This is a genomic window from Myceligenerans xiligouense, from assembly GCF_003814695.1.
GTDB lineage: Bacteria > Actinomycetota > Actinomycetes > Actinomycetales > Cellulomonadaceae > Myceligenerans > Myceligenerans xiligouense.
This window is the reverse complement of the sequence record NZ_RKQZ01000001.1, coordinates 2,102,129-2,123,351: the sequence shown is the minus strand read 5'-3', so window position 1 is coordinate 2,123,351 and position 21,223 is coordinate 2,102,129. Positions and strand designations below refer to the sequence as shown.

Genomic DNA, 21,223 nt, shown 5'->3' with positions numbered 1-21,223 from the left:
TACCCGACGCGACCCGCTGGACATGCGCGCGATGTACCCGGGCTCCCCCGAGGTGACGGTGATCGACAAGCTCGGCATCGAGTTCACGGAGATCTCCGCGGAGCGGACGGCGGGACGGATGCCGGTGGAGGGCAACACGCAGCCGGCCGGCCTGCTGCACGGCGGCTCGTCGGCGGTCCTCGCCGAGACGCTCGCGTCCGTGGCGGCCCAGGTGCACGCCGGCGAGGGCCGTCAGGCGGTGGGTCTCGACCTCAACGCGACGCATCATCGCGGCGTCCGCTCGGGCACGGTCACGGGGGTCGCGACGGCGATCCACCGGGGCCGCAGCACGGCGGCCTACGAGGTAGTCATCACGGACGAGAGCGGCAGGCGCGTCTGCACGGCGCGTCTCACCTGCATGATCATCGGCGGCTGACGTTTCGCCGCCCTGCTCGTCGCCGGGTCAGCCGGGGACGCGTTCCGCGCGAGGCCGGTCGACGGCGTCCGGGACGGCACGGAGGTCCAGCGGGCCCGACTCCGCGGAGCGGGCGCGGCGGCGCCTCGCGATGAGGTCCTCGAGACCGGTCCGGACGGGCCGGCGCCGGCGCTGGTCCACCTCGGCCGCGAACGGGCTGTCGTGCGCGAGACGGCGCAGGAGGGTCTGCGTCGGAGCGACCCGGTGCCCGCAGGCCGGGGCGAAACCGAGGCGGGCCAGGAAGCGCTGCACGCCGCGGGTACCGGCCACGGGCGCGGCGTAGACCTCGTCGCAGTCGTTCTCGATCGCGAGGAAGGCCGCGGCACGCAGGAGTGCGTGCCCGACGCCGCGCCGCCGGGCGTCGGGTGCCACGAACACGGTGTCCAGGTACAGCGCGGGCCGGACCATGAACAGGTGGGGGCCGACGACCCTGCCCAGCACGACTCCCACGACCCGCCCGGCACGCTCCGCGACGAGCACGTGCCCGTCGACGGCCAGCAGCACGCTGAGCTGTTCCCGCAGGCGGTCCTGGTCCCCCGCGGCCACCTGGGCACCGGCGGGCGACTCGTCACGTCCGCGTACCGCGAGTTCCGCGATCGCCTCGAGGTCGGCGGGACCCGCCGACCGCACCTCGACTGCCACTCGCTCTCGCACTGACGCCACCTCCGCAGCTTGCACGCCTCCGCGGTTCCGGGATTCCCGCGGGGTACCGGACCTCTTGGACGAGTGTCCGACTCGCGCTCGAGAATAGACCCGTGGAAGCGCTCCCTCCAAGTCCGGAGGCCAGGCGGCCGGAAGGGAGCGCGTGCCGCGCCCGACCCGTCAGGCGTTGCCCACCTGATCGATCACGGCGTCGGCGACCTCACGCATCGTCAGCCGGCGGTCCATCGACGTCTTCTGGATCCAGCGGAAGGACTCCGGCTCCGTCAGGCCCATCTTGGTCATCAGCAGGCCCTTCGCGCGGTCCACACGCTTGCGGGTCTCGAACCGCTCCTTGAGGTCCGTGACCTCGGCCTCCAGGGCCCCGAGCTGCTGGTACCGCGAGATGGCGATCTCCACCGACGGCAGCAGGTCCGCCGGGGTGAACGGCTTGACGACGTACGCCATCGCGCCGGCGTCACGCGCCCGCTCGACGAGCTCCGTCTGCGAGAAGGCCGTCAGCAGCACCACGGGGGCGGCGTGCGCCTTGCCGATCTTCTCGGCCGCCGAGATGCCGTCCAGCTCGGGCATCTTGACGTCCATCACGACGACATCGGGCTTGAGCTCGAGCGCCAGGTTCACCGCCGTCGCGCCGTCGCCGGCCTCGCCGACGACGTCGAACCCCGCCTCGCGCAGTGTCTCCACCACGTCCATGCGGATCAGTGCCTCGTCCTCGGCGACGACCGCCCGGCGCGTGGCACGGACCGGGGTGGCTTCCTCGGCCTTCGCCTCCTCCGTCATCGGGGGAAGGTCCAGCTCTACCGTGCCGGTGTCACCATCGGTCGCCTCGGTCGTGGGGTTGGTCTCGTCGCTCACGGGTCACATCCTACTTGTCCGGTCGCCATGCGCAGCTTGCCGACCTGCATCTGTGCGAGTTGTTCTTCGTCACTCCGGCACGGTCCACATCGCGGACACGACCCGGACCACCCGACACGGGCACTTGCTGCCAGGCACCCGCTGCCACGTGCCCGCTTTCCGCGGGAGCCGGACCGTCCGCCAGGTGCTGTCCGCGAGATGCCATCCCCGGCCCCTGTGATCACCCGCCGCACCACCGCATGCTCGTGCCGAACCGTCACAGAACCCTGAGGAACCGATGGCAATCGCCCGACCCGCACCACGTGTCTCCGTGGTCGTCCCGAACTACAACTACGCCGGGACCCTCCCGCTGTGCCTGGAGTCCGTGCTCGCGCAGACCTACCCCCCGCACGAGGTCATCGTCGTGGACGACGCGAGCACCGACGGCTCCCGCGAGGTCGCGGCACGGTACTCCTGCCGGGTGATCGGGCTCGAACGGAACGGGGGCGTCTCCGCGGCCCGCAACCGCGGCGTGGCGGAGTCGACGGGCGAGATCGTCTTCTTCGTGGACTCCGACGTCGCCCTCGCGCCCGACGCCGTCGAGCAGGCGGTGCGGGAGCTGCGGGCGGACCCGTCGCTGGGATGCGTCTACGGGGTCGTCGCGCCGGAGCCGCTCGTCGACGACGGCGTCGTCGAACGGTACCGGGTGCTGCACGCGCACCACTGGCAGGCGCGCTCCGTCGGCCGGGTGCACACCGCGATCTTCATGATGGCCGCGATGCCACGCGCGGTCTTCGACGAGGTCGGGCCGTTCGACGCGAACCTCCGCGACTCGGAGGACGTCGAGTACAGCGAACGGCTCGCACCCCGCCACGCCATCCTGCTCACCGACGCGATCAGCGGGAGGCACGACGAGGTGGACCGGCTCGGCCCGCTGCTGGCCGAGCAGTTCCGCCGGGCGCAGCTCCTGGTTCCGGTCGCCGCGATCGAGAAGCACAACAAGGGCCGCGGGCTCAAGGCGAACAGCCCTCTCGGCGCGGGGGCGGCGTGGCTGGCCGCGGTGCTCCTGCTCGGCACCGCGCTGAGCCCGTGGTGCGCGATCGCGGCGCTCTTCCTGGCCGGCGCCAGCATCGCGGCCGATCCCGGCCTCTACCGCTCGGCGCTGCGGCGCCGCGGACCGGGCTTCCTGGCCGTGTTCACGCTGATCCACTACCTCGTCCAGGTCACGCTGATCACGGGCGCGATGGCCGGCGCCGTGCGCTGGGTGATCGACCCCTCCTTCGGTCCCGGACCACGGCGCGACAGCGTCCGGGCGACGCCGTGAGCGCCTCCCGGCGCCCCCTGAGACACGCGATCACCACGCTGGGAAGGCTGGCCGGCCGGCCGGCGGTCCGCCGGACGCTCTGGCTGCTCGCGGGCTGCGTGGTGACGGCATCGATCCTGCTGGCGCTCCGGTCCTCGCTCGACGAGGGCGGTCTCACCGCGCTGCGCATGTTCGACTCGGCCGCGATCGCCTGGCCGCTGGCGGGCGGCCTCGTGGCCAACGTCGTGGGCGTCTGGCTGTCCATGCGTGCCTGGCGGGTCTTCGTCGACGGCCCCTCGGTCGACCCCCGGTCCACCACGCGCATCTTCTACGTCGGTTTCCTCAGCAAGTTCGTTCCCGGCAGGGTGTGGGGCATCCTCGCCCAGATCGAGGTCGGCCGCGCCGCGGGTGTCGACGCCCGCAGGATCGTCTCGGCGTTCTTCCTCAGCATGGCCACCGGCCTGCTCGCCGGAGCGCTGCTCGGCGTCGCGACCGTGCCGCTGGCCTTCGAGGCGTCATTCCTCGCCACCACCCTCGTCGTGGCCGGCACCGTCGCCGCCGTCGTCGTCGTGGCCTGGCCGCGGTTGCTCACCCGCGCCGTGCGACGCGCCGTGACGGCGGCGGGCCGGGCCGAGGTCGTCGAGGCCACGCCCGCCGAGGTCCGCACGTCGTTGCTGCTGGCGACGAGCGGCTGGGTGCTGTCCGGCGCGCACGTCGGCCTGCTCTCGCTCGCCGCCGGGGCCGGCACCGGAGCCGCCGTCGTCGCGGGGATCGGCGGATTCGCCGCGGCGACGGTGGCCGGCACGCTGGCCGTCGTCTTCCCGGACGGCATCGGCGTCCGGGAGGTCGCGCTCACCGCGGTGCTCGCGGCGATCCTGCCGCTCGACGGCGCGATCGCGATCGTGCTCATGAGCCGGCTGCTCTGCCTGGTCGGTGAGGTGCTGCTGTGCGGTTCCTGGTTGCTGGTCGACCTCGTGCGCAGGCGCCGCGGCACACCGCCGGACGGAACACGCCAGCTCGTGGGAGCAGGGGCCGGCGAACGATGAACGTGACGAAAGGACGACGGACGGTGACAGCCACACAGATCACGACCGACCTGCTGAGCGTGGAGGACGCGGAGCGGCTCTCGGTCGGCGAGGTGCACGACCTCTACCGCCGGTACGTGAACCGGAGCCAGGTCAAGCTCATGACCTCCCTCGGATTCGGGCGTGAGCTCGTCGACCACGCGGAGGGTTGCTGGATCCACACCCGTGACGGCCGGCGGATCCTCGACTTCACCGGCGGCGTCGGCGTGCTCAACCACGGGCACAACCATCCCCGGATCCTCGAGGCACGCCGCAAGTTCCAGGAGCGTTCGCGGATGGAGGTGCACAAGACGTACTTCTCCCCTTATATCGCAGCGCTGGGTCACAATCTGGCCGCCCTCCTGCCGGAGGACCTCACCATGTCGTTCTTCCCCAACTCCGGCGCGGAGGCCGTCGAAGGGGCGGTCAAGCTCGCGTACAAGTACCACGACGGCAAGCGCGGGACCATCCTCAGCGCGGACATCGCCTTCCACGGCAAGCTCCTCGGCAGCGGCGGCCTGACCGGCGCCCAGAGCACCTTCACCTTCCCGACCATCCCGGGGATCGACCACTTCGCGTTCGGCGACCTCGACTCGGTCCGCGAGACCGTCGCCCGCCACCGCCGGGCCGACGGGACGAGCGACGTCTACGCCCTGCTCGTCGAGCCGTTCTCCGCGACGACGATGCGGGAGTGCTCCGAGGAGTTCCTCCGGGGCGTGCGTGACCTGTGCACCGCCGAGGGCATCGTCCTGATCTTCGACGAGATCCACTCCGGCTGGGGCAAGACGGGTTCGCTGTTCCACTTCATGAGGTACCCGGGTCTCGTCCCCGACGTGATGACGACCTCCAAGGCGTTCGGCGGCGGCAAGTCGTCCATCTCCGGGTTCGTCGCTCGGGAGTCGGTGTTCCGGCCCGCCTACGACAACCTCCTGGACGCCCTGCTGCAGTCGACGAGCACCACCTACTACGGGTTCGGGGAGGAGGCCGCGACGGCGATCGAGGCCGTCCGCGTCGCGGTCGAGGACGACTACCCGGCGCGTGCCCGCGCGATCGGGGAACAGCTCGTCACCGGCCTGAAGCGGATCCAGAACCGCTTCCCCGACCTCATCGCGGACGTGCAGGGGGCGGGCGCCCTCCAGGGGATCTTCCTCTCCGGCAGCCCTCGGCTGATCGAGCTGGCGGCCCGCTACGCGCCCGGTGGCCTCAGCCGCGACCCCCTGCTACCCCACAAGCTCATCACGGCCGCGGTGATCAACACGATGTACCAGAAGCACGGCGTGTACCTCTACTACACGCTCAACGGGAAGAGCCCGCTCGTCGCCGCTCCCCCGCTGGTGGCCGGCGAGAGCGAGGTGGCGTACTTCCTCACCGCGTTCGAGGAGACACTGGCGCTCGGCATGCCCCAGCTCCTCGCGGCCCTGATCAAGGACAAGGTGTGGTCGCTGTGGAACTGACCGGACGGCACGTCGTCGTCACCGGCTCGTCCGGCATGCTCGGCTCGGCACTCGTGAGGCGTCTCGCCGCGGACGGCGCCGAGGTGACCGGCGTCGACCGCCGTCCCGATCCCGACGCCCCCGACGGGGTCGAACAGGTGGTCGCGGACGTCCGGGACGAGGAGTCGGTGCTGACGCACCTGCACGGCGCGGACGCCGTCGTGCACTGCGTCGCGGCGCTGCCGAGCTACCCGGCCGACGAGATCCGGACGATCACCGTCGGCGGCACCCGGGCCGTGCTCGGCGCGGCCCGCCGGGCGGGCACCCCCCGGTTCGTGCACATCTCCTCGACGGCGGTCTACGGGCTGCCCCTGATCGTCCCCACACCGGTGAGCCACCCGCGCGAGCCCGTCGACACCTACAGCGCGGCCAAGGCCGAGGCCGAGGTGCTCTGCGAGGAGGCGCGGGAGGCCGGCCTGCGGGTGACGATGCTGCGCCCCAAGACCTTCGTCGGCCCGGGCCGGATGGGTCTGTTCTCGATGCTGTTCGAGTGGGCCGACGAGGGCAGGAACTTCCCCGTGCTCGGCGACGGCAAGGTGCGCACCCAGATGCTCGGCATCGACGACCTCGTCGAGGCGATCGTGCTGGCGCTGAGGGCCGACGACGAGGTCGCCATGGGCACCTACAACATCGGCGCGGCGGAGTTCGGCACCCTCCGCGACGACTTCCAGGCCGTCCTCGACGCCGCCGGGCACGGCGGCCGGGTCGTCGGTCTGCCGCAGCAGCCCACGGTGGCCGTCCTCAGCGCGCTCGGGAAGGCCGGCGCGTCCCCCGTGTACGGGCGCCTGATCCACAAGCTGCGGCGCGACAGCTATGTCGACATCAGCGAGAGCGTCACGCGGCTCGGCTTCCGGCCGCGCCAGTCGAACCGCGACGCGATCCTGGCGACCTTCGACTGGTGGCGGGAACAGCGTGCGGGCCAAGAGCCGGGCAGCACGGCCGGAGGCGGCGTCACCAGCCGGGACGCGTGGCGGCAGGGAGCCCTCGCACTGGCCAAGTTCCTCTTCTAGCAGGACCGTCGATCGAGAGGCATCGCACCGTGGATGTACTGACCCCAGAAATCCGTGGACCCCGGCCCCCCGCTACCGCGGCCACGACAGCACGCGAGAAGGCAGCCGATCTCTGGCGCCTGCTACGACCTCAGCAGTGGGTCAAGAACGTCTTCGTCGTCCCGATCGGCATGCTGGGCGTCACGGCGTGGAACACCGCCGCCCTGGACCTGGCCTGGGCGCTGGCCCTGTTCATCGCCGGTTCGTCGGCCGTCTACGTGGTCAACGACATCATCGACCGGGATGCCGACCGCCTGCACCCCGTCAAGCGCTCGCGCCCCGTCGCCTCGGGCCGGGTTCCCGTCTCGGCCGCCGTCGTCCTCGCTGTCGCGCTGCTCGCCGGCGTCGGCCTGCTCATGGCGCTCAGGCCGATCGTCGATTCCTGGCCCGTCGTGGCATACCTCCTGCTCAACGTGGGGTACAGCTTCGGGCTCAAGCGCATCGCGGTCCTGGACATCGCCATCGTCGCCGGCGGGTTCGCGCTCCGCTACCTCCAAGGGTCGATCGCCGCCGAGGGCGAGCCGTCGGTGCTCCTGGCCGCCTCCGTCTTCGCGGCCTGCATGATGTTCGCCGCGGGGAAGCGCCGCCACGAGATCGGACTCGCCGACACCCGGCACCGGTCGGCCCTCGCGGGGTACTCCGTGCCCTTCCTGGACCAGCTCATCGGGCTGGCGGCGGTCACGACGCTGCTCACCTACGCCCTCCACGTGAACGAGATCTTCTCCCCCGGGGCGTCCGGCGTGTTCGTGCTGCTGTCGGCGGTCCTCGTCGCCGGGCTCGTCGTGCGGTACCTGCAGCTCGTCCTCGTCAAGCGGCAGGGCGGCGACCCGTCGAAGGACATCGCCTCGGACCGGGTCACGATCGTGGTGGGCATCGTGACCGGTGTCTGCCTCGTGGTCGGCACCGTCCTGCCCTAGCCCGTTCCCACCCGTCCGCGTCCGACTGTCAGCAGCACACCGTAAGGAACCAACAATGGGGATTTCAGGTCTGGTCTCGGTCGTCGTGCCGAACTACAACACCGGTCCGGCACTCCGCCTGTGCCTGGAGGCACTGCTCGCGCAGACCTACGAGAACATGGAGATCCTGCTCGCCGACGACTGCTCCACCGACGACTCCGTGGAGGTGGCCCGGGCCCTCGGGGTCACCGTGGTGAGCACGGGAGCCAACAGCGGCGCCGCCACCGCCCGGAACACCGGCGCGGAGCACGCTCGCGGCGAGTTCATCATGTTCATCGACGCGGACGTCGCGATGCGGCCCGACGCCGTCACCCGTGCCGTCGGGCTCATGCGGGAGAACGAGCGGATCGGTGCGCTGTGCGGGACCTACGGGCCCGAGCCCCTGATCCCGGACGGACCGGTCGAGACCTACCGGTGCCTGCACCAGCACTACTGGTTCACGGAGCAGGAGGGGCGGATCGGCACCGTCCACACGGCCATCCTCATGATCCGGGCCGAGGTGTTCCGCGCGGTGGGGCCGTTCAACACGACCCTGCGGCACACCGAGGACGGCGACTACGCCGACCGCCTGACCGCGCGGTACGAGTCGCACAGCTCCAACGCGGTCCGGGGTGCGCACGACCACGACGACAGCCTGCGGACCATCTTCCGCAAGGTGTTCCACCGCACGCGCCTGCACGTGCCGCTGTACCTGCGCCAGGGCAGCCTGCCCGGCGGGTTCGCGACGGGACCGCGGGCGGGGGCCGCGGTCGCCGCGCTCGGCGCGGTGCTGTGCGTGCCGCTGATCGTGCTGTCCCCGCTCTGGGCGGTCGCGGCGCTCGGGCTGCTCGCCGGAAGCATCCTCGGCGACCGCGGCCTGTACGCCTTCGTGCTCGACCGGAAGGGCCTCGGCTTCACGCTGTTCTTCGCCGGGGTCCACCACCTGGTCAACTGCGCCATCGCACTCGCCGGCGGGATCGGCCTGCTGCAGTGGATCGTCTCGCCCCGGTTCCGGCGCCTCTACGACCGCTCGGGGACGGCGGCCCGGCCATGACCGTTTCCGCCACGCTCCCCGCCGGCTCCCCGAGCGGTGAGCGGACCGCCCGCGTGCCGTCGCGCCGTGCCCGCGTGGTCTCCCGCGTCGTGCTGGCCCTGGCGCTCGCCTGGGGCACGTACGCCCTGGCCGGAGCGCTGCTCGCCGGCCGGTGGTGGCTGTGGAACGGCCTCGGGCTGGCGCCGCCGGTCGCGCACCTCGCCGTGCCCGCGGTCCTGGTCGCCGTCGAACTGCTCGCCGGGGCGCGCCGGCTCCGGGTCCTCGCCGCGACGGGCGTCGCGCTCGTCGTCGGACTCGGGCAGACCGGAGTGGTGCTGCCCGGCGGCGTGCTGCCCGACGACGCCGGTGCCACCCCGGACGCGCCCACCGCCGTCGTCGTCGGCTGGAACACCTTCTCCTGGGACCAGGGGCACGACCGGGGGGAGTTCTTCGCGTACCTGCGTTCCCTGGACGCGGACGTCCTCCTGCTCCAGGAGCACCAGCACGCCACGCCTCCGGACGACCGGCCCCGCCCGGTCGACGACCTGGACCGCGTGCGGCGCGAACTGCCGGGCTACACGGCGGTCGCGGCCGGCGAGTTCCTGACGCTGAGCAGGTACCCGGTGGTGGACTCGGCGGCGCTGCGCCCGGACGACCTGCCGCCGCCCCGCACGGACTGGCCCGACTACTGGGACGTCCGGGCGCTGCGCACCGACGTGCGGATCGGCGACCGGACGGTCAGCCTCTACAACACCCATGCGCCGGACCTCCTGAACGTGAACCGCTCGCCGTTCGGGCGCGACTTCTACGAGGAGCTGCACGACTCGGCATCCCGCCGCACCTCCCACTTCTCACTGCTCCAGGACGACCTGGCGGCCAACCCGCACCCGGTGGTCCTCACGGGCGACCTCAACGTGCAGCCCGGCTCGGCGGACCTGCGGTGGTACGACGGGCTGGACGACGCCGCCCGGGCGGGCAGCAGCCCCTACCCCGGCACGTTCCCCGCGACGTTCCCGCTCTGGCGCCTCGACTGGATGCTCACCGGCGACGGCGTCGAGGTGCTCGACCACGAGGTGCCCGGGACCGGCGCGGGCTTCTCCACCCACCGCCCGATCAGGGCGACCGTCCGGTTTCCCTGAGCGACAGGAGACACATGCGACCCGACTCCGACCACTACGACCTCACCGTCGCCCTGACCTACTACACGCCCTACGTCAGCGGACTCACCGAGGTGGCCCGCGCCGTGGCGGAGGGCATGGCCGCTCGCGGCGCCCGGGTGGCGGTGGCCACCACGCGGCACGACGACGCCTCCCCCGCGCGGGAACGGGCGAACGGGGTGGACGTCTACCGCGCACCCGTCCGGGCACGCGTCGGCAGAGGGGTGATCAGCCCGGGGTTCACGTCGCTCGCCCGCCGGCTCGCGCGCCGCTCGGCGGTGCTCAACCTGCACCTGCCGATGCTCGAGGCGGGACTTCTCACGCGGAGCCTGCCGGGAACCGTCGTCGTCGCGACGCACCACGACGACGTGTGGCTGCCCACGAGCCTGACCGGCCGTGCGCAGACCGCGATCGTGGACCGGTCGGTGGGCCGCGCGCTGTCCGACGCCGACGCCGTCGTCGTCAACAACGAGGACCACGCGCGAGGCTCCCGCCACTGGCCGCTCATGGAAGAGACGGGGATCACCGCCGTCCCGCCGCCCTGCCGGATACGACGGCGCGCCTCACCCACGTTCCGGGACGGGCCCGGGCCGCACTACGGCTTCCTGGGCCGGCTGGCCCCGGAGAAGGCGCTCGATCTGGCGATCCGGGCGTTCCGGACGATCGACGACCCGGACGCACGCCTGATCATCGCTGGGGAGGACACCCGCATCGCCGGCGGGGGCGTCGCGCAGGACCTGCGCGCCCTGGCCGCCGACGACACCAGGGTGCGCTTCACGGGGTTCCTGGAGGACCAAGAGGTGGACGAGCTGTACAGCTCCCTCGACGCCTTCGTGCTCCCCTCGATCGCGGAGGAGTCCTTCGGGATCTCCCAGGTCGAGGCGATGATGCTCGGGGTCCCCTCGGTCGCGAGCGACCTGCCCGGCATGCGGCAGCCGGTCCTCACCACCGGGTTCGGCCGGCACTTCCCGGCGGGTGACGTCGCCGCGCTCGCCGAGGCCATGACGGCCGTCGCCGCGTTCGGCCCCGAGACCCGCTCGGCCGGCGCGGAACGGGCCCGGCAGCAGTACGGCGCGAGTGCGTGCCTCGACCGGTACGAGGCGCTGTTCGCCTCGCTCACCGGCCGGGCGGCCGGCACCGACCGGGAGGCGCGGCCTTCCAGGACCGCGCATGGCTGACCCGATCGCCGTGGCGGTCGTCGCCGCGTGCGCTGCGTGCGTGGTGGTGGCTCTGCTCGACCTCCTGCTCAACGGGCGCTGGTGGTTCTGGCTCGTCCTGTCCCTCGTCCCGCCCCCGGCCCTCGTGCTCGCGCCCGCGCTGCTCCTGGTCGCCGCCGTGGCGGCCGGTGGCCCCTACCGCCCGATCGCGGTGGTCGCCTCGCTGCTCTGCCTGGTGGCGGGATATCGTCGGAGCGGGATCGACCTGGGCGCCGTCGGCCGCGACCCGGCTGTGGTGACGTCCGAGCGGGAACTGAAGGTGTGCGTCTGGAACACGGAGCACTGGTACCAGCAGGGCGATCCCGAACCCTTCTACGCGTTCCTCCGATCGCTCGACGCGGATGTGCTCATGCTGCAGGAGTACCACCACGACAACCACGACGGCACCTGGGCGGCGATCGACGACATCGCACGGCTCCGCACCGCCTTCCCCGGCCGCCACGTCGTCGCGGACCACGGCCAGGTGACGATCTCCCGCCTGCCGGCCCGGCACGTGCCGACCGTGGCGGAGCGTGTCCTGCGGGTCGACGTCGACGTCCCCGGCCGCACCGGGACGCACCGTGTGTCCCTGCTCAACGTCCACGTCCCGGTCCAGCTCCGCCGGATCTCACCGTTCCGCCGCGAGTTCTACCGCGAGGTCCGCGCCCGGGCCGGCCACCGGGAACGCGAGTTCGCGGCCCTGGCCGCCGATGTGGCCGGCATCGCCCATCCCCTGCTCGTCGCCGGAGACTTCAACACGAGCCCCGCGATGGCGGACGCGCGGCGGGTCAGGTCGCTCGGCGAGGACGCCGCGCGGACGCGGGCGATGGTCTTCCCCCGGTCGTGGCACGCGCGGGGACCACGGCTGTGGCGGATCGACTGGGCCCTCACGCGGAACGGGCTGGAGGTCCACGAGTACCGGTTCGCGGAGGCGGCGGGCCTGTCGGACCACCGCGTCCAGCACCTGACCGTCGGTGTCGGCACGCGGCACCGATCGCATCACGGATGAGAGGAGCACGACCATGAAGTACCGGTTCCTGGGGCGTACCGGCCTCGAGGTGAGCCCGCTGGCGCTCGGCACGATGACCTTCGGACGTGAGGCGGACGAACCCACGAGCAGGCGCGTACTCGACACGTTCGCCGACGCGGGCGGCAACTTCGTCGACACCGCCGACGTCTACAACGGCGGCGCCTCGGAGGAGATCCTCGGCCGCTGGCTCAAGGGGCGGCGCGACGACGTCGTGGTCGCGACCAAGGTGCGGTACAACGCCAGTGAGGGCCCCAACACCCAGGGGCTGTCGCGGCGTCGCATCATCGCCGCCGTCGAGGAGAGCCTGCGGCGCCTCGAGACCGACTACATCGACCTCTACCAGATCCACGCCTGGGATCCGATGGTGCCGCTGGAGGAGACGCTCTCCACGCTCGACGGGCTCGTCCGCAGCGGCAAGGTCCGGTACATCGGCGCGAGCAACGTGACGGCATCGCAGCTGCAGAAGGCCGTGGATCTCAGCCGCGGCAACGGCTGGGAGCCCTTCCGGTCGCTGCAGCCGCTGTACAACCTGCTCGACCGGGACGCGGAGCTCGAGCTGTTCGACGTCTGCCGCGCCGAGGGCCTGGGCGTCGTCGCGTGGAGCCCGTTGCGGGGTGGCTGGCTGACCGGCCGCATGCGGCGGGCCGACGGCGCCCCCGCGCCGGGAACGCGCGTCGAGACGGCCGAGAAGCTGGGATGGGGCGAGTCGTGGAGCGCCTACGCGGCCGAGGAGCGCACGTGGCGCATCCTGGACACGCTCGACGAGATCGCCGGCGAACGGTCCCGTCCCGTCCCGCAGGTCGCCCTCGCCTGGCTGCTCGCCCAGCCGGACCTCACCGCGCCGATCGTCGGCGCGCGGGACGCGGGCCAGCTGGCGGAACTCCTGCCGGTGACGGAGTGGGCCCTGTCCGAGGACGAGCTGGCCCGGCTGGACGAGGCCAGCGCCATCCGCGTCCCCTACCCCTACAGCGAGATCGCCAAGGGCGCCGCGGGGCGCTGACCGACGACTCGCGACGGGTGCCGTGGCGCCACCGCCTCGGTACCCGTCGTCGTCAGACCCAGCCGTTCCGCGCCGCGACCACGCCGGCCTCGAACCGGCTCCGGATGGCCATCCGCCTCGCGAGGTGGGAGTACGTCCGGCGGACGGTCCGGAGCGAGACCTTGAGGCGGTGGCCCACCTGCTCGTCGGTCCTGCCGGCGGCCAGCAGCCCCAGCAGGTCGCGCTCCTGGCGCGTGAGCGGCGACGTCTCCCGGTTCGCCGGCTCGTCCCAGTCCCGCGCGGTACTCCACTGCTCCTCGAGGAGGTGGGCGATCGACCCGAGCAGGCCGCTGTGCCCGGCCTCGACGACCCCGGCCTCCGGGTCGAGCGGGTCGGTCGACAGGACGAACCGGGACCGGTCCGCGATCACGGCGAACGCACGAACGTGGGTTCGCAGCCGGAACGCACCGGTGCACGGCCCCGCCGAGGCCACGAACTGCCGGAAGGCGGCGTCGTGCTCCGCGTCCTCCTCGTGCAGCTGGCGGGTCACGACGCCGCGCCGGGCCAGCTCACCCTGCACCTCGGCGATGACGTCGAGCCCGATCGCGCTGCGGAATGCCGCGGGCAGTGCGACCAGGCACGTCCGCTCCGCGGACTCCGCGATGGCCCGGAAACGCCGGCCGACGGCCGCAATACCCGCGGAGACTTCGAGCACCTCGTAGTGCGGCCGTCGCGGATCCGGTTGGTGCACCTTCGACAACACCTCGACGGCACGACGCGCCTCGGTGAGCTCCTCCTCCCGAAGACGCAGATCGGCCCCCTGAGCGGCGAGCAGGAAGGGAAGTTCTCGGAACAGGCGTTCATCGAACCTCGGCGCACCCGCGCCGGGCTCTGCTGTGTGCGGCCTTGCGATCGACGTTGACATGAGCCCTCCACAGTTCACTGATTGACAGTGGCCTTGCAAGACTAGCGGAGTCATGGAAGCGATTCCACGCCTTTGACCAGGCTTAACATGTCATTTCGAGCGGGCGGTTTGGACGTTGCGCTGACGAAGTCCGGGCGCGAAAAGGCCCGGCCCCGGAGATCCGGGACCGGGCCTTCCGATGTCCTGCGACATCGCGATGTGCCCGCCGAGGGACTTGAACCCTCACCTCCGAAGAGACGCGGGTTTGAGCCGCGCGCGTCTGCCAGTTCCGCCAGGCGGGCCAGGGCGAGAGCCACCCTACACGGTGGCTCTCGCCTGCTCACAGGTCACCGGCCGGCGATCATCCCTTCACCGCGCCCTGCATGATGCCCGCGACGAGCTGGCGGCCGATCACCGCGAAGATGATCAGCAGCGGCAGCGTGACGAGGAAGACGCCCGCCATGATGAGGGAGTAGTCGTCGTGATAGCCGGCCGTCAGATTCTGTACCGCGATCGGTAGCGTCGGATTCTGTGACCCGAGGATGATCGACGGCCAGAAGAACATCGTCCACTGCATCACGAAGATGAACAGGCCGAGCATCGCCGCCGCCGGGCGCGCGGCCGGCAGCGCGATGGACCAGAACGTGCGGAACATCGACGCGCCGTCCACCCGCGCGGCCTCGATCAGCTCGAACGGGAGCGCCGAGTCGAGGTACTGGGTCATCCAGAACACGCCGAACGCACTGACCAGCGCCGGCACGATGACCGCCTGGATCTTGCCCACCCAGCCGATCTCCGACATCAGGATGTACATGGGGATCACGCCGAGCTGCGTCGGCACGGCCATCGTCGCGATGACGAACACGAGCAGCGCGTTCCGGCCCGGATAGCGCAGCTTCGCGAACGAGAACCCGGCGAGCGTCGAGGTGAGGACCGTCGCCACGGAGATGGTGACCGAGATGATGACGGAGTTGGCCAGCGCGAGCCAGAAGTTGACCTGGCTGTTGCCCATGACGTCGGCGAACCGCTCGAAGATGCTCGCGTCCGGCAGGAGCTGCGGGAGCACCTCCTGCGAGATCGTCACCTGGTCGGAGGATCCCAGCAGCAGCGTGTAGTACAGCGGGAACGCCGAGATCACGAGCGCGATCCCCAGCACCGCGTACGTGATCCACCCCGGACGCCGGACCGCGGATTCACCGTGGTGCTTCTGGCGGCGCACACGCCTGCGAGCGGCGGCCTTCGCGGCACCCTTTCCTGCGCCCTGCGCAGCGGCAGCGACGGAACTCATGAGTCACTCCGGTCGGTCGTGTCGGTCGTCGTGGTGGACTGCTGGTCGCCGCGCCGGGCGGCGCTCTCCGCGCCGGCGGACCTCGCCTCGGCGAGCAGGCGGCGTGTCACGGCTCGGCTCACCTTCGGAGCCTTCGGACCCGACGACGCGATCCTGGTACTGAACTTGAAGTTGATGAACCCGATCACCAGGATGATGAGGAAGAGCATCCATGCGACGGCCGCGGCGCGGCCCAGATCTCGCTGGTTCCCCCAGGCGGTCTCGTACAGGAAGAGCACGGTCGTCATCCACTGGCGGTCCGAGCCTCCCTGGCCGTACACGTCGTACAGCTTCACCTCGTCGAAGATCTGCAGGCCACCGATGCTCGCGGTGATCACGACGAAGATGATGGTGGCGCGGATCTGCGGCACGGTGACGGAGAAGAACTGGCGCACACGGCCCGCGCCGTCGATCGTCGCCGCCTCGTACAGGTCACGCGGCACCGCCTGCATCGCCGCGAGGAAGATCAGGGTGTTGTAGCCGGTCCACCGGTAGTTGACCATCGACGCGATCGCGATGTGGCTGGCGAACCGGTCCGAGTGCCATCCCACGGGATCGAGGCCCAGCACCCCGAGGAACCCGTTGATGAGGCCGAACTGGTCGGCGAACAGCCGACCGAAGATCAGGGAGACGGCGATGGGTGCCACGACGTACGGCACGAGCACGCCCATCCGCCAGAACGTGGCGTTGCGCAGGTTCTGGTCCAGCAGAGCCGCGAGGGTGATCGCGATGATCACCTGGGGGACGGCGGACAGCAGGAAGATCGAGAACGTGTTGACCAGCGACTTCCAGAAGGTGGGCTGGTTGAGCACGTCGACGTAGTTCTGGAGGCCGACGAAGTCGCCCTGTCCGCCCAGCAGGTTCCAGTCGTAGACCGACACGACGGCCGTGTACGCGAGCGGAAACAGTCCGGTCAACCCGAAGAGGATGAAGAACGGCGAGATGTACAGGTACGGGGACACCTTGACGTCCCAACGGCTCAGCTTCTGTGAGAAGCCGACCTTGCGCGGCGGTCGCGCCGCTGGTGGTGCGGAACCTGTCTCGGATTCCGTGGTGGTGAGTGCGGCCATGTCGTCTTCCTGGTCAGCAGCGCGCGGCGAATGGGCTGGCGGGCGGGTACATGTCACGACGGGCTCGGCAACCGGCCTGAGTGGCGGCGGCCGAGCCCGTCGAAGGCCTCAGGTCAGAGGCCGAGCTCGTCGTAGGCCGAGAGCGCCTTCTCCCACGAGGCGTCCGGCTCGTCCGACTTCGCCACCTCCACACGCAGGATCGCGTCCTGCACCGTCGTGTGGATCGAGAAGTAGTTCGGGCCCTTGTACGGGTTCACCTCGATGTTCGCGGCACGGTTGGTGAAGATCTCACCCACGGGGGCACCGTTCATGAACTCGTTCGTGAAGGACTGAACGGTGTCCGACTCCTGCGCCTCGATCTGCGAGGGGAAGGTACCGGCGTTCTCGAACGCGGTGGTCTGCTGCTCCGGAGCGGTCAGCCACTTCGCCAGCTCCTTGGCGGCCTCCACGTTCTCGCCCGAGGCCGGGACGGTGAGGAACGAACCGCCCCAGTTACCGCCGCCACCCGGGAAGACGTCGGCGATGTTCCAGCCGTCGATGCCACCCGAGTTGGACTCGATCGGGCCCGTCATCCAGGCGGGGCAGAGCATGGTCGCGAAGGCGTCCTTCTGGAAACCGGCGTTCCAGTCGTCGCTCCACTGCTCCAGACCGGCGGAGAGCCCGGCCTCGTTCTGCGCCGTCACGGTCTCGAACAGGTCCTGGACCTGGGAGTTGTCCGCGAGCGGGATCGGCGTGCCGTCCGTGTTCTCGTAGGCGGCCTCGACCTGGTTCACCATGCCCTGGTAGATCGACGTGCCGACGTCGTACCACGCGGCGTCGGAGCCCTTGACGAACTCCTCGCCCGCGGCGAAGTAGTCGTCCCAGGTCGCGTCCTCGCCACCGAGCAGCTCGGCGACCTCGGCCGGCTCCGACGGGAGGCCGGCCTCCTCGAACAGGTCCTGCCGGTAGCAGATGGCCTCCGGCCCGATGTCGGTGCCGTAACCGATGAGCTTGCCGTTCGCCGTGCCCTGCTCGACCTTCCAGTCGACCCAGCGGCCCTCGACCTCCGGGTCGGCCAGGTCCTCGAACAGGTCGGGATACTGGGAGAGCTCGGGCATCCAGTCGATCTCGATGGCCTCGACGTCCGCCAGGCCCGCACCACCGGCGGCGAGCTTGGTGGTGAGGTTGGTGCGCGCGTCCTCGGACCGCGCGGCGACGGTCTGCTCGACCGTGACGTTCGGGTGCTCCTCGGTGTACTGCGCCAGGAGCTCTTCCGTGTACCCGAAGTCGTTGAACGTCGCGACGGTGAGGGTGATCGGCTCGTCGCTGGTGCCCTCGCCCTCACCCTGGTCGTTGCTGCCGCCACCGCACGCCGACAGGCTGAGCGCCAGAATCGAGATTCCGGCGGTGGCCGCGAGACGGCCCTGTGATCGTGTGCTTCTGTGCACGGTTGACTCCTTTGTCTTACTGACGTTTTTCTTGCGACATACCGAGGCGGCACGTCTCTGGGGGGACGCCGCCCACGAGGTGCGTGGGAGCGCTTCCATCGTGTGTGGACGCCATGTTGCCCAAGGTCCGGACGCCTCGTCAAGTCCCGAAACGGGACCGACCACAGCCTTCGAACGGCATCAGGCACGATCCGGTTGCTGACCGGTTAGATCGTTACCCTTTCGTGCCTCTCTCATGCCCCTCGTGCCGCCCGCCCGTCGCGGTCGCCCCCGGGATCACCCCTGGCCCTCCGCCAGCTCGTCCACGTCGGCGAGCGCCCGCTTCCACGCCTCGTCCGCGGTCAGCTCCCCCTGGTCCAGCGCGGTCAGCGCGGAGCCGAAGGCGTCGTCCTGGATCTGGGAGTCGAGCGGTCCCTTGTACTGCGACCGCACGCCATCGGTCCGGCGCGCGAGGATCGCCGCGACCGGCGCGCCGCCGAAGACGGGGTCACCCTCCTGCGACTTCTGGAAGACGGTGACCATCTCCTCCGTGCTCGGGAAGGTCCCGGCGACCTTGAAGGCCTCCTCCTGCTGCTCGGCCTTGGTGAGCCAGAGCACCAGCTCGACGGCCGCGTCGTGATGGCGGGAGTCCGCCGGTACGCCCAGGAACGATCCTCCCCAGTTGGCGGCGCCGCCCGGGAAGACGTCGGCGAAGTCCCAGCCGGTCTCCGGGCCCCCTCCGGCGTTGCCCAGCTGGTCCTTGACCACGCCGAGCATCCATGCGGGACACATGAACGTCGCGAACGACTCGTCGGTGAACGCCGTGCCGCCGTCCCAGTCCCAGGCCGCCTCGCCGGCGGAGAGCCCGTCGGCCTGCGCCTGGGCCAGGCGCTCCCACTGCGCCCGGAGCTCGGCGTTCTCGCGGACGATGAGGCGGCCGTCGATGTCGTAGTAGCCCTGGCCGAGCTGGTTCACCATCGCGTTCCAGACGTACAGCGGCTGGTCGTACCAGGCGTTGCCGGTCGCCGCGCGGTACTCACGCCCGACGTCGAAGTACCGGTCCCAGCCGCCGCCGTCGGCCTCGAAGTACTTCGCGACCTCCCGGCGATCGGTCGGCAGGCCGGCCGCGGCGAACAGGTCCCTGCGATAGCAGAGCCCCATCGGGCCGATGTCGGTCCCGGCCCCGATGACCCGTCCCGACGGGGCCGTTCCCTGTTCGTACTTCCACGGCACCCACCGCCAGCTCGCCGAGTCGATGTGGTAGTCCCGCAGGTCGACGAACTTGTCGTCCACGGCCATCACCTGCCCGAGCCATCCCTCCTCGAGAGCCACGACGTCGGGAGGCGTGGCGCCCGAGGCGAAGGCGTCGAACAGCGCGTCCCGGGCCTCACCGCCCTGGTCGTAGTTGGTCGCCTCGATCGTGATGCCGGGGTGGCTCTTCTCGTACTCCTCGTACAGGCCCTCGAACCCCATGGTCCCGAACGTGGTGATCGTCAGTGTGACGGGGCCGCCGTCCTCCTGCTCGGCGTCGGCGCCGGGAATGCCTGCGCAGCCGGCCAGCGTGGCGGTCACGGCGATGATGCCGACCGCGGAGGTGGCACGGGTCTTTCTGATCATGTCTCGCTCTTCACCCTCGTTGGTGGTGCCTGACGTCGTCGTCAGCGGTTGCCCCCGTGCCACCGCGGGACGGCGACCGGCCGTCCGATGTTGGCTGGTAACGCTTCCACACCTCGGGGCCCGCCGACAAGGATGAAAAAGGCGCGCGGGCGGGGAGATCTCCCCGCCCGCGCGCCCGCGCCCGCTTCGTCCGTGTCAGGCGGTCAGGGTCCGCCCGTCGGCCTTGGTCCCGATCCGGTGCACCAGGATCGAGTTGGTGGTCCCGGGCACGCCCACGGGCGCGCCGGAGACGACGACCACGAGGTCGCCCTTCTCGGCCAGCCCGTTGGCCTGCAGGGTCGTGTCGACCTGGTCGACCATCGCGTCCACGTTGTCCACCTTGGGCACGAGGTACTGGGTGGTGCCCCACGTCATCGACAGCGCGTTGCGCACGCCCGCCTCCGGCGTGAACGCGAGCAGCGGGATCGACGAGCGCAGCCGTGACATGCGCCGCGCCGAGTCGCCCGACTGGGTGAACGTCACGAGGTACTTCACGCCCAGCCGCTCACCGATCTCGGCCGCCGCCCGCGTGATCGCACCACCGCGGGTGTGGGGCGTCGAGCCCAACGGTGCGATCCGCTCGCGGCCGGCACCCTCGGTCGCCTCGATGATCCGGGCCATCGTCTGGACGGTGAGGATGGGGTACTCGCCCACCGACGTCTCGCCCGAGAGCATCACGGCGTCCGCACCGTCGAGCACCGCGTTCGCGCAGTCCGACGCCTCGGCGCGGGTCGGCGTCGGCGAGTTCGTCATCGACTCCAGGACCTGCGTGGCCACGATCACCGGCTTGGCGTTGCGGCGCGCGAGCTCGACGATCCGCTTCTGCACGAGCGGCACCTGTTCGAGCGGCATCTCGACGGCGAGGTCGCCGCGGGCCACCATGACGCCGTCGAACGCCGCCACGACCTCGGCGAGGTTGTCGACCGCCTGCGGCTTCTCGATCTTGGCGATCACGGGAACCGTGCGGTTCTCCTCCTCCATGATCCGGCGCACGTCCTCGTAGTCCTTGGCGGAGCGTACGAAGGACAGGGCGATGAAGTCGGCGCCCTGGCTCAGGCCCCAGCGCAGGTCGTCGGTGTCCTTCCCGGACAGCGCGGGGACCGACACGGCCACGCCCGGCAGGTTCAGGCCCTTGTTGTTGGACACGGGCCCGGCGACCTCGACGCGCGTCACGACGCGGGGGCCCTCCACGGCCTCGACCACGACGCGCACCTTGCCGTCGTCGATGAGGATCGGGTCACCCACGCGGGCGTCCTCGGGCAGGCCCTTGTGCGTGGTGGAGACCAGCTCCTTGGTGCCCTCCACGTCCTCGGTCGTGATGGTGAACCGGTCACCGACCTCGAGGTAGTGCTTCTCGTCGCCGGCGAACCGGCCCAGGCGGATCTTGGGGCCCTGCAGGTCCACGAGGACCGCCACCGAGGTGCCGGCGTCCTCCGCGGCCTGCCGGACGTTCTTGATGATCTCCGCGTGCTCGGACTGCTCGCCGTGGCTGCGGTTGATTCGCGCCACGTTCATGCCGGCGTCCACCAGCTCCCGCAGTCGCTCGGGCGACGCCGTCGCGGGTCCGATGGTGCACACGATCTTTGCTCTGCGCATGTCTCCAGCCTCGTCATCTCGCGGCGCCCGCGCGTCTGTACGTGCGAGGCAGAGGCACGAACACAGGCTCGGGGTCC

General features: G+C 71.0%; 19 protein-coding genes and 1 tRNA gene. 11 read left to right on the top strand and 9 right to left on the bottom strand.

The annotated features are described in order from the left end of the window. Window positions 1–22 precede the first annotated feature (22 nt). Window positions 23–415 carry a hotdog fold thioesterase gene (locus EDD34_RS09100; protein ID WP_425462376.1) on the top strand — a complete coding sequence of 131 codons (393 nt, stop codon included), beginning with the start codon at window positions 23–25 and terminating at the stop codon, window positions 413–415. A gap of 27 nt (window positions 416–442) precedes the next feature. On the opposite strand, the gene EDD34_RS09095 is transcribed toward EDD34_RS09100, so the two are convergent. Both EDD34_RS09095 and EDD34_RS09090 read right to left on the bottom strand, forming a co-directional pair. Further along, window positions 443–1,108 carry a GNAT family N-acetyltransferase gene (locus EDD34_RS09095; RefSeq protein ID WP_170177021.1) on the bottom strand — a complete coding sequence of 222 codons (666 nt, stop codon included), beginning with the start codon at window positions 1,106–1,108 and terminating at the stop codon, window positions 443–445. A gap of 168 nt (window positions 1,109–1,276) precedes the next feature. After that, entirely contained in the window at window positions 1,277–1,894 is a 618-nt protein-coding gene (locus tag EDD34_RS09090; protein ID WP_123816432.1) for an ANTAR domain-containing response regulator, read from the bottom strand. A 352-nt stretch (window positions 1,895–2,246) separates the two neighbouring features. Between EDD34_RS09090 and EDD34_RS09085 the strand changes: the two genes are divergently transcribed. From EDD34_RS09085 to EDD34_RS09040, 10 genes are read left to right on the top strand one after another with little or no spacing between them, the layout of a single operon-like run. Beyond that, entirely contained in the window at window positions 2,247–3,272 is a 1,026-nt protein-coding gene (locus EDD34_RS09085; RefSeq protein WP_123814274.1) for a glycosyltransferase family 2 protein, read from the top strand. Continuing rightward, window positions 3,269–4,297, top strand: a complete 1,029-nt coding sequence (locus EDD34_RS09080; protein WP_170177020.1) for a lysylphosphatidylglycerol synthase domain-containing protein — start codon at window positions 3,269–3,271, stop codon at window positions 4,295–4,297. Before EDD34_RS09085 ends, EDD34_RS09080 begins: the two co-directional genes overlap by 4 nt. Before the next feature lie 23 nt (window positions 4,298–4,320). Then, window positions 4,321–5,769 carry an aspartate aminotransferase family protein gene (locus EDD34_RS09075; protein WP_211341534.1) on the top strand — a complete coding sequence of 483 codons (1,449 nt, stop codon included), beginning with the start codon at window positions 4,321–4,323 and terminating at the stop codon, window positions 5,767–5,769. Next, a complete protein-coding gene (locus EDD34_RS09070) occupies window positions 5,760–6,818 on the top strand; it encodes an NAD-dependent epimerase/dehydratase family protein (protein ID WP_211341533.1) in 1,059 nt (352 codons plus the stop codon). Before EDD34_RS09075 ends, EDD34_RS09070 begins: the two co-directional genes overlap by 10 nt. A 29-nt stretch (window positions 6,819–6,847) precedes the next feature. Beyond that, window positions 6,848–7,774, top strand: a complete 927-nt coding sequence (locus EDD34_RS09065; RefSeq protein WP_123814271.1) for a UbiA prenyltransferase family protein — start codon at window positions 6,848–6,850, stop codon at window positions 7,772–7,774. Between the two features lie 55 nt (window positions 7,775–7,829). Continuing rightward, window positions 7,830–8,846: a glycosyltransferase family 2 protein gene (locus tag EDD34_RS09060; RefSeq protein ID WP_123814270.1), complete on the top strand. Its 1,017-nt coding sequence runs from the start codon at window positions 7,830–7,832 to the stop codon at window positions 8,844–8,846. Then, window positions 8,843–9,964: an endonuclease/exonuclease/phosphatase family protein gene (locus EDD34_RS09055; RefSeq protein ID WP_123814269.1), complete on the top strand. Its 1,122-nt coding sequence runs from the start codon at window positions 8,843–8,845 to the stop codon at window positions 9,962–9,964. The genes EDD34_RS09060 and EDD34_RS09055 overlap by 4 nt, the downstream gene beginning before the upstream one ends. A 14-nt stretch (window positions 9,965–9,978) precedes the next feature. Next, window positions 9,979–11,160, top strand: coding sequence for a glycosyltransferase family 4 protein (locus EDD34_RS09050; RefSeq protein WP_123814268.1), 1,182 nt, complete (start codon window positions 9,979–9,981; stop codon window positions 11,158–11,160). Continuing rightward, the gene (locus EDD34_RS09045; protein ID WP_123814267.1) at window positions 11,153–12,187 is read left to right on the top strand and encodes an endonuclease/exonuclease/phosphatase family protein; all 1,035 of its coding nucleotides are present in this window, start codon (window positions 11,153–11,155) and stop codon (window positions 12,185–12,187) included. The genes EDD34_RS09050 and EDD34_RS09045 overlap by 8 nt, the downstream gene beginning before the upstream one ends. A gap of 13 nt (window positions 12,188–12,200) precedes the next feature. Continuing rightward, window positions 12,201–13,208 (top strand): aldo/keto reductase, encoded by a 1,008-nt coding sequence (locus tag EDD34_RS09040; protein WP_123814266.1) that lies wholly within the window; start codon window positions 12,201–12,203, stop codon window positions 13,206–13,208. A gap of 52 nt (window positions 13,209–13,260) precedes the next feature. Here the strand turns inward: EDD34_RS09040 and EDD34_RS09035 are convergent, their stop codons facing one another. The 7 genes from EDD34_RS09035 to pyk form a co-directional block, all read right to left on the bottom strand. After that, window positions 13,261–14,112 (bottom strand): helix-turn-helix transcriptional regulator, encoded by an 852-nt coding sequence (locus EDD34_RS09035; protein WP_170177019.1) that lies wholly within the window; start codon window positions 14,110–14,112, stop codon window positions 13,261–13,263. A 199-nt stretch (window positions 14,113–14,311) separates the two neighbouring features. Further along, window positions 14,312–14,393, bottom strand: a tRNA-Leu gene (locus tag EDD34_RS09030). Between the two features lie 59 nt (window positions 14,394–14,452). Beyond that, the gene (locus tag EDD34_RS09025; RefSeq protein ID WP_123814264.1) at window positions 14,453–15,379 is read right to left on the bottom strand and encodes a carbohydrate ABC transporter permease; all 927 of its coding nucleotides are present in this window, start codon (window positions 15,377–15,379) and stop codon (window positions 14,453–14,455) included. Continuing rightward, complete coding sequence (locus EDD34_RS09020; protein ID WP_123814263.1) at window positions 15,376–16,488, bottom strand: carbohydrate ABC transporter permease; 1,113 nt, start codon at window positions 16,486–16,488, stop codon at window positions 15,376–15,378. Before EDD34_RS09020 ends, EDD34_RS09025 begins: the two co-directional genes overlap by 4 nt. A 113-nt stretch (window positions 16,489–16,601) precedes the next feature. Beyond that, window positions 16,602–17,915, bottom strand: a complete 1,314-nt coding sequence (locus EDD34_RS09015) for an ABC transporter substrate-binding protein (RefSeq protein WP_246012270.1) — start codon at window positions 17,913–17,915, stop codon at window positions 16,602–16,604. Between the two features lie 276 nt (window positions 17,916–18,191). Further along, window positions 18,192–19,511: an ABC transporter substrate-binding protein gene (locus tag EDD34_RS09010; RefSeq protein ID WP_123814261.1), complete on the bottom strand. Its 1,320-nt coding sequence runs from the start codon at window positions 19,509–19,511 to the stop codon at window positions 18,192–18,194. 195 nt (window positions 19,512–19,706) lie between these two features. After that, complete coding sequence (gene pyk / locus EDD34_RS09005) at window positions 19,707–21,146, bottom strand: pyruvate kinase (RefSeq protein WP_123814260.1); 1,440 nt, start codon at window positions 21,144–21,146, stop codon at window positions 19,707–19,709. Window positions 21,147–21,223 lie beyond the last annotated feature (77 nt).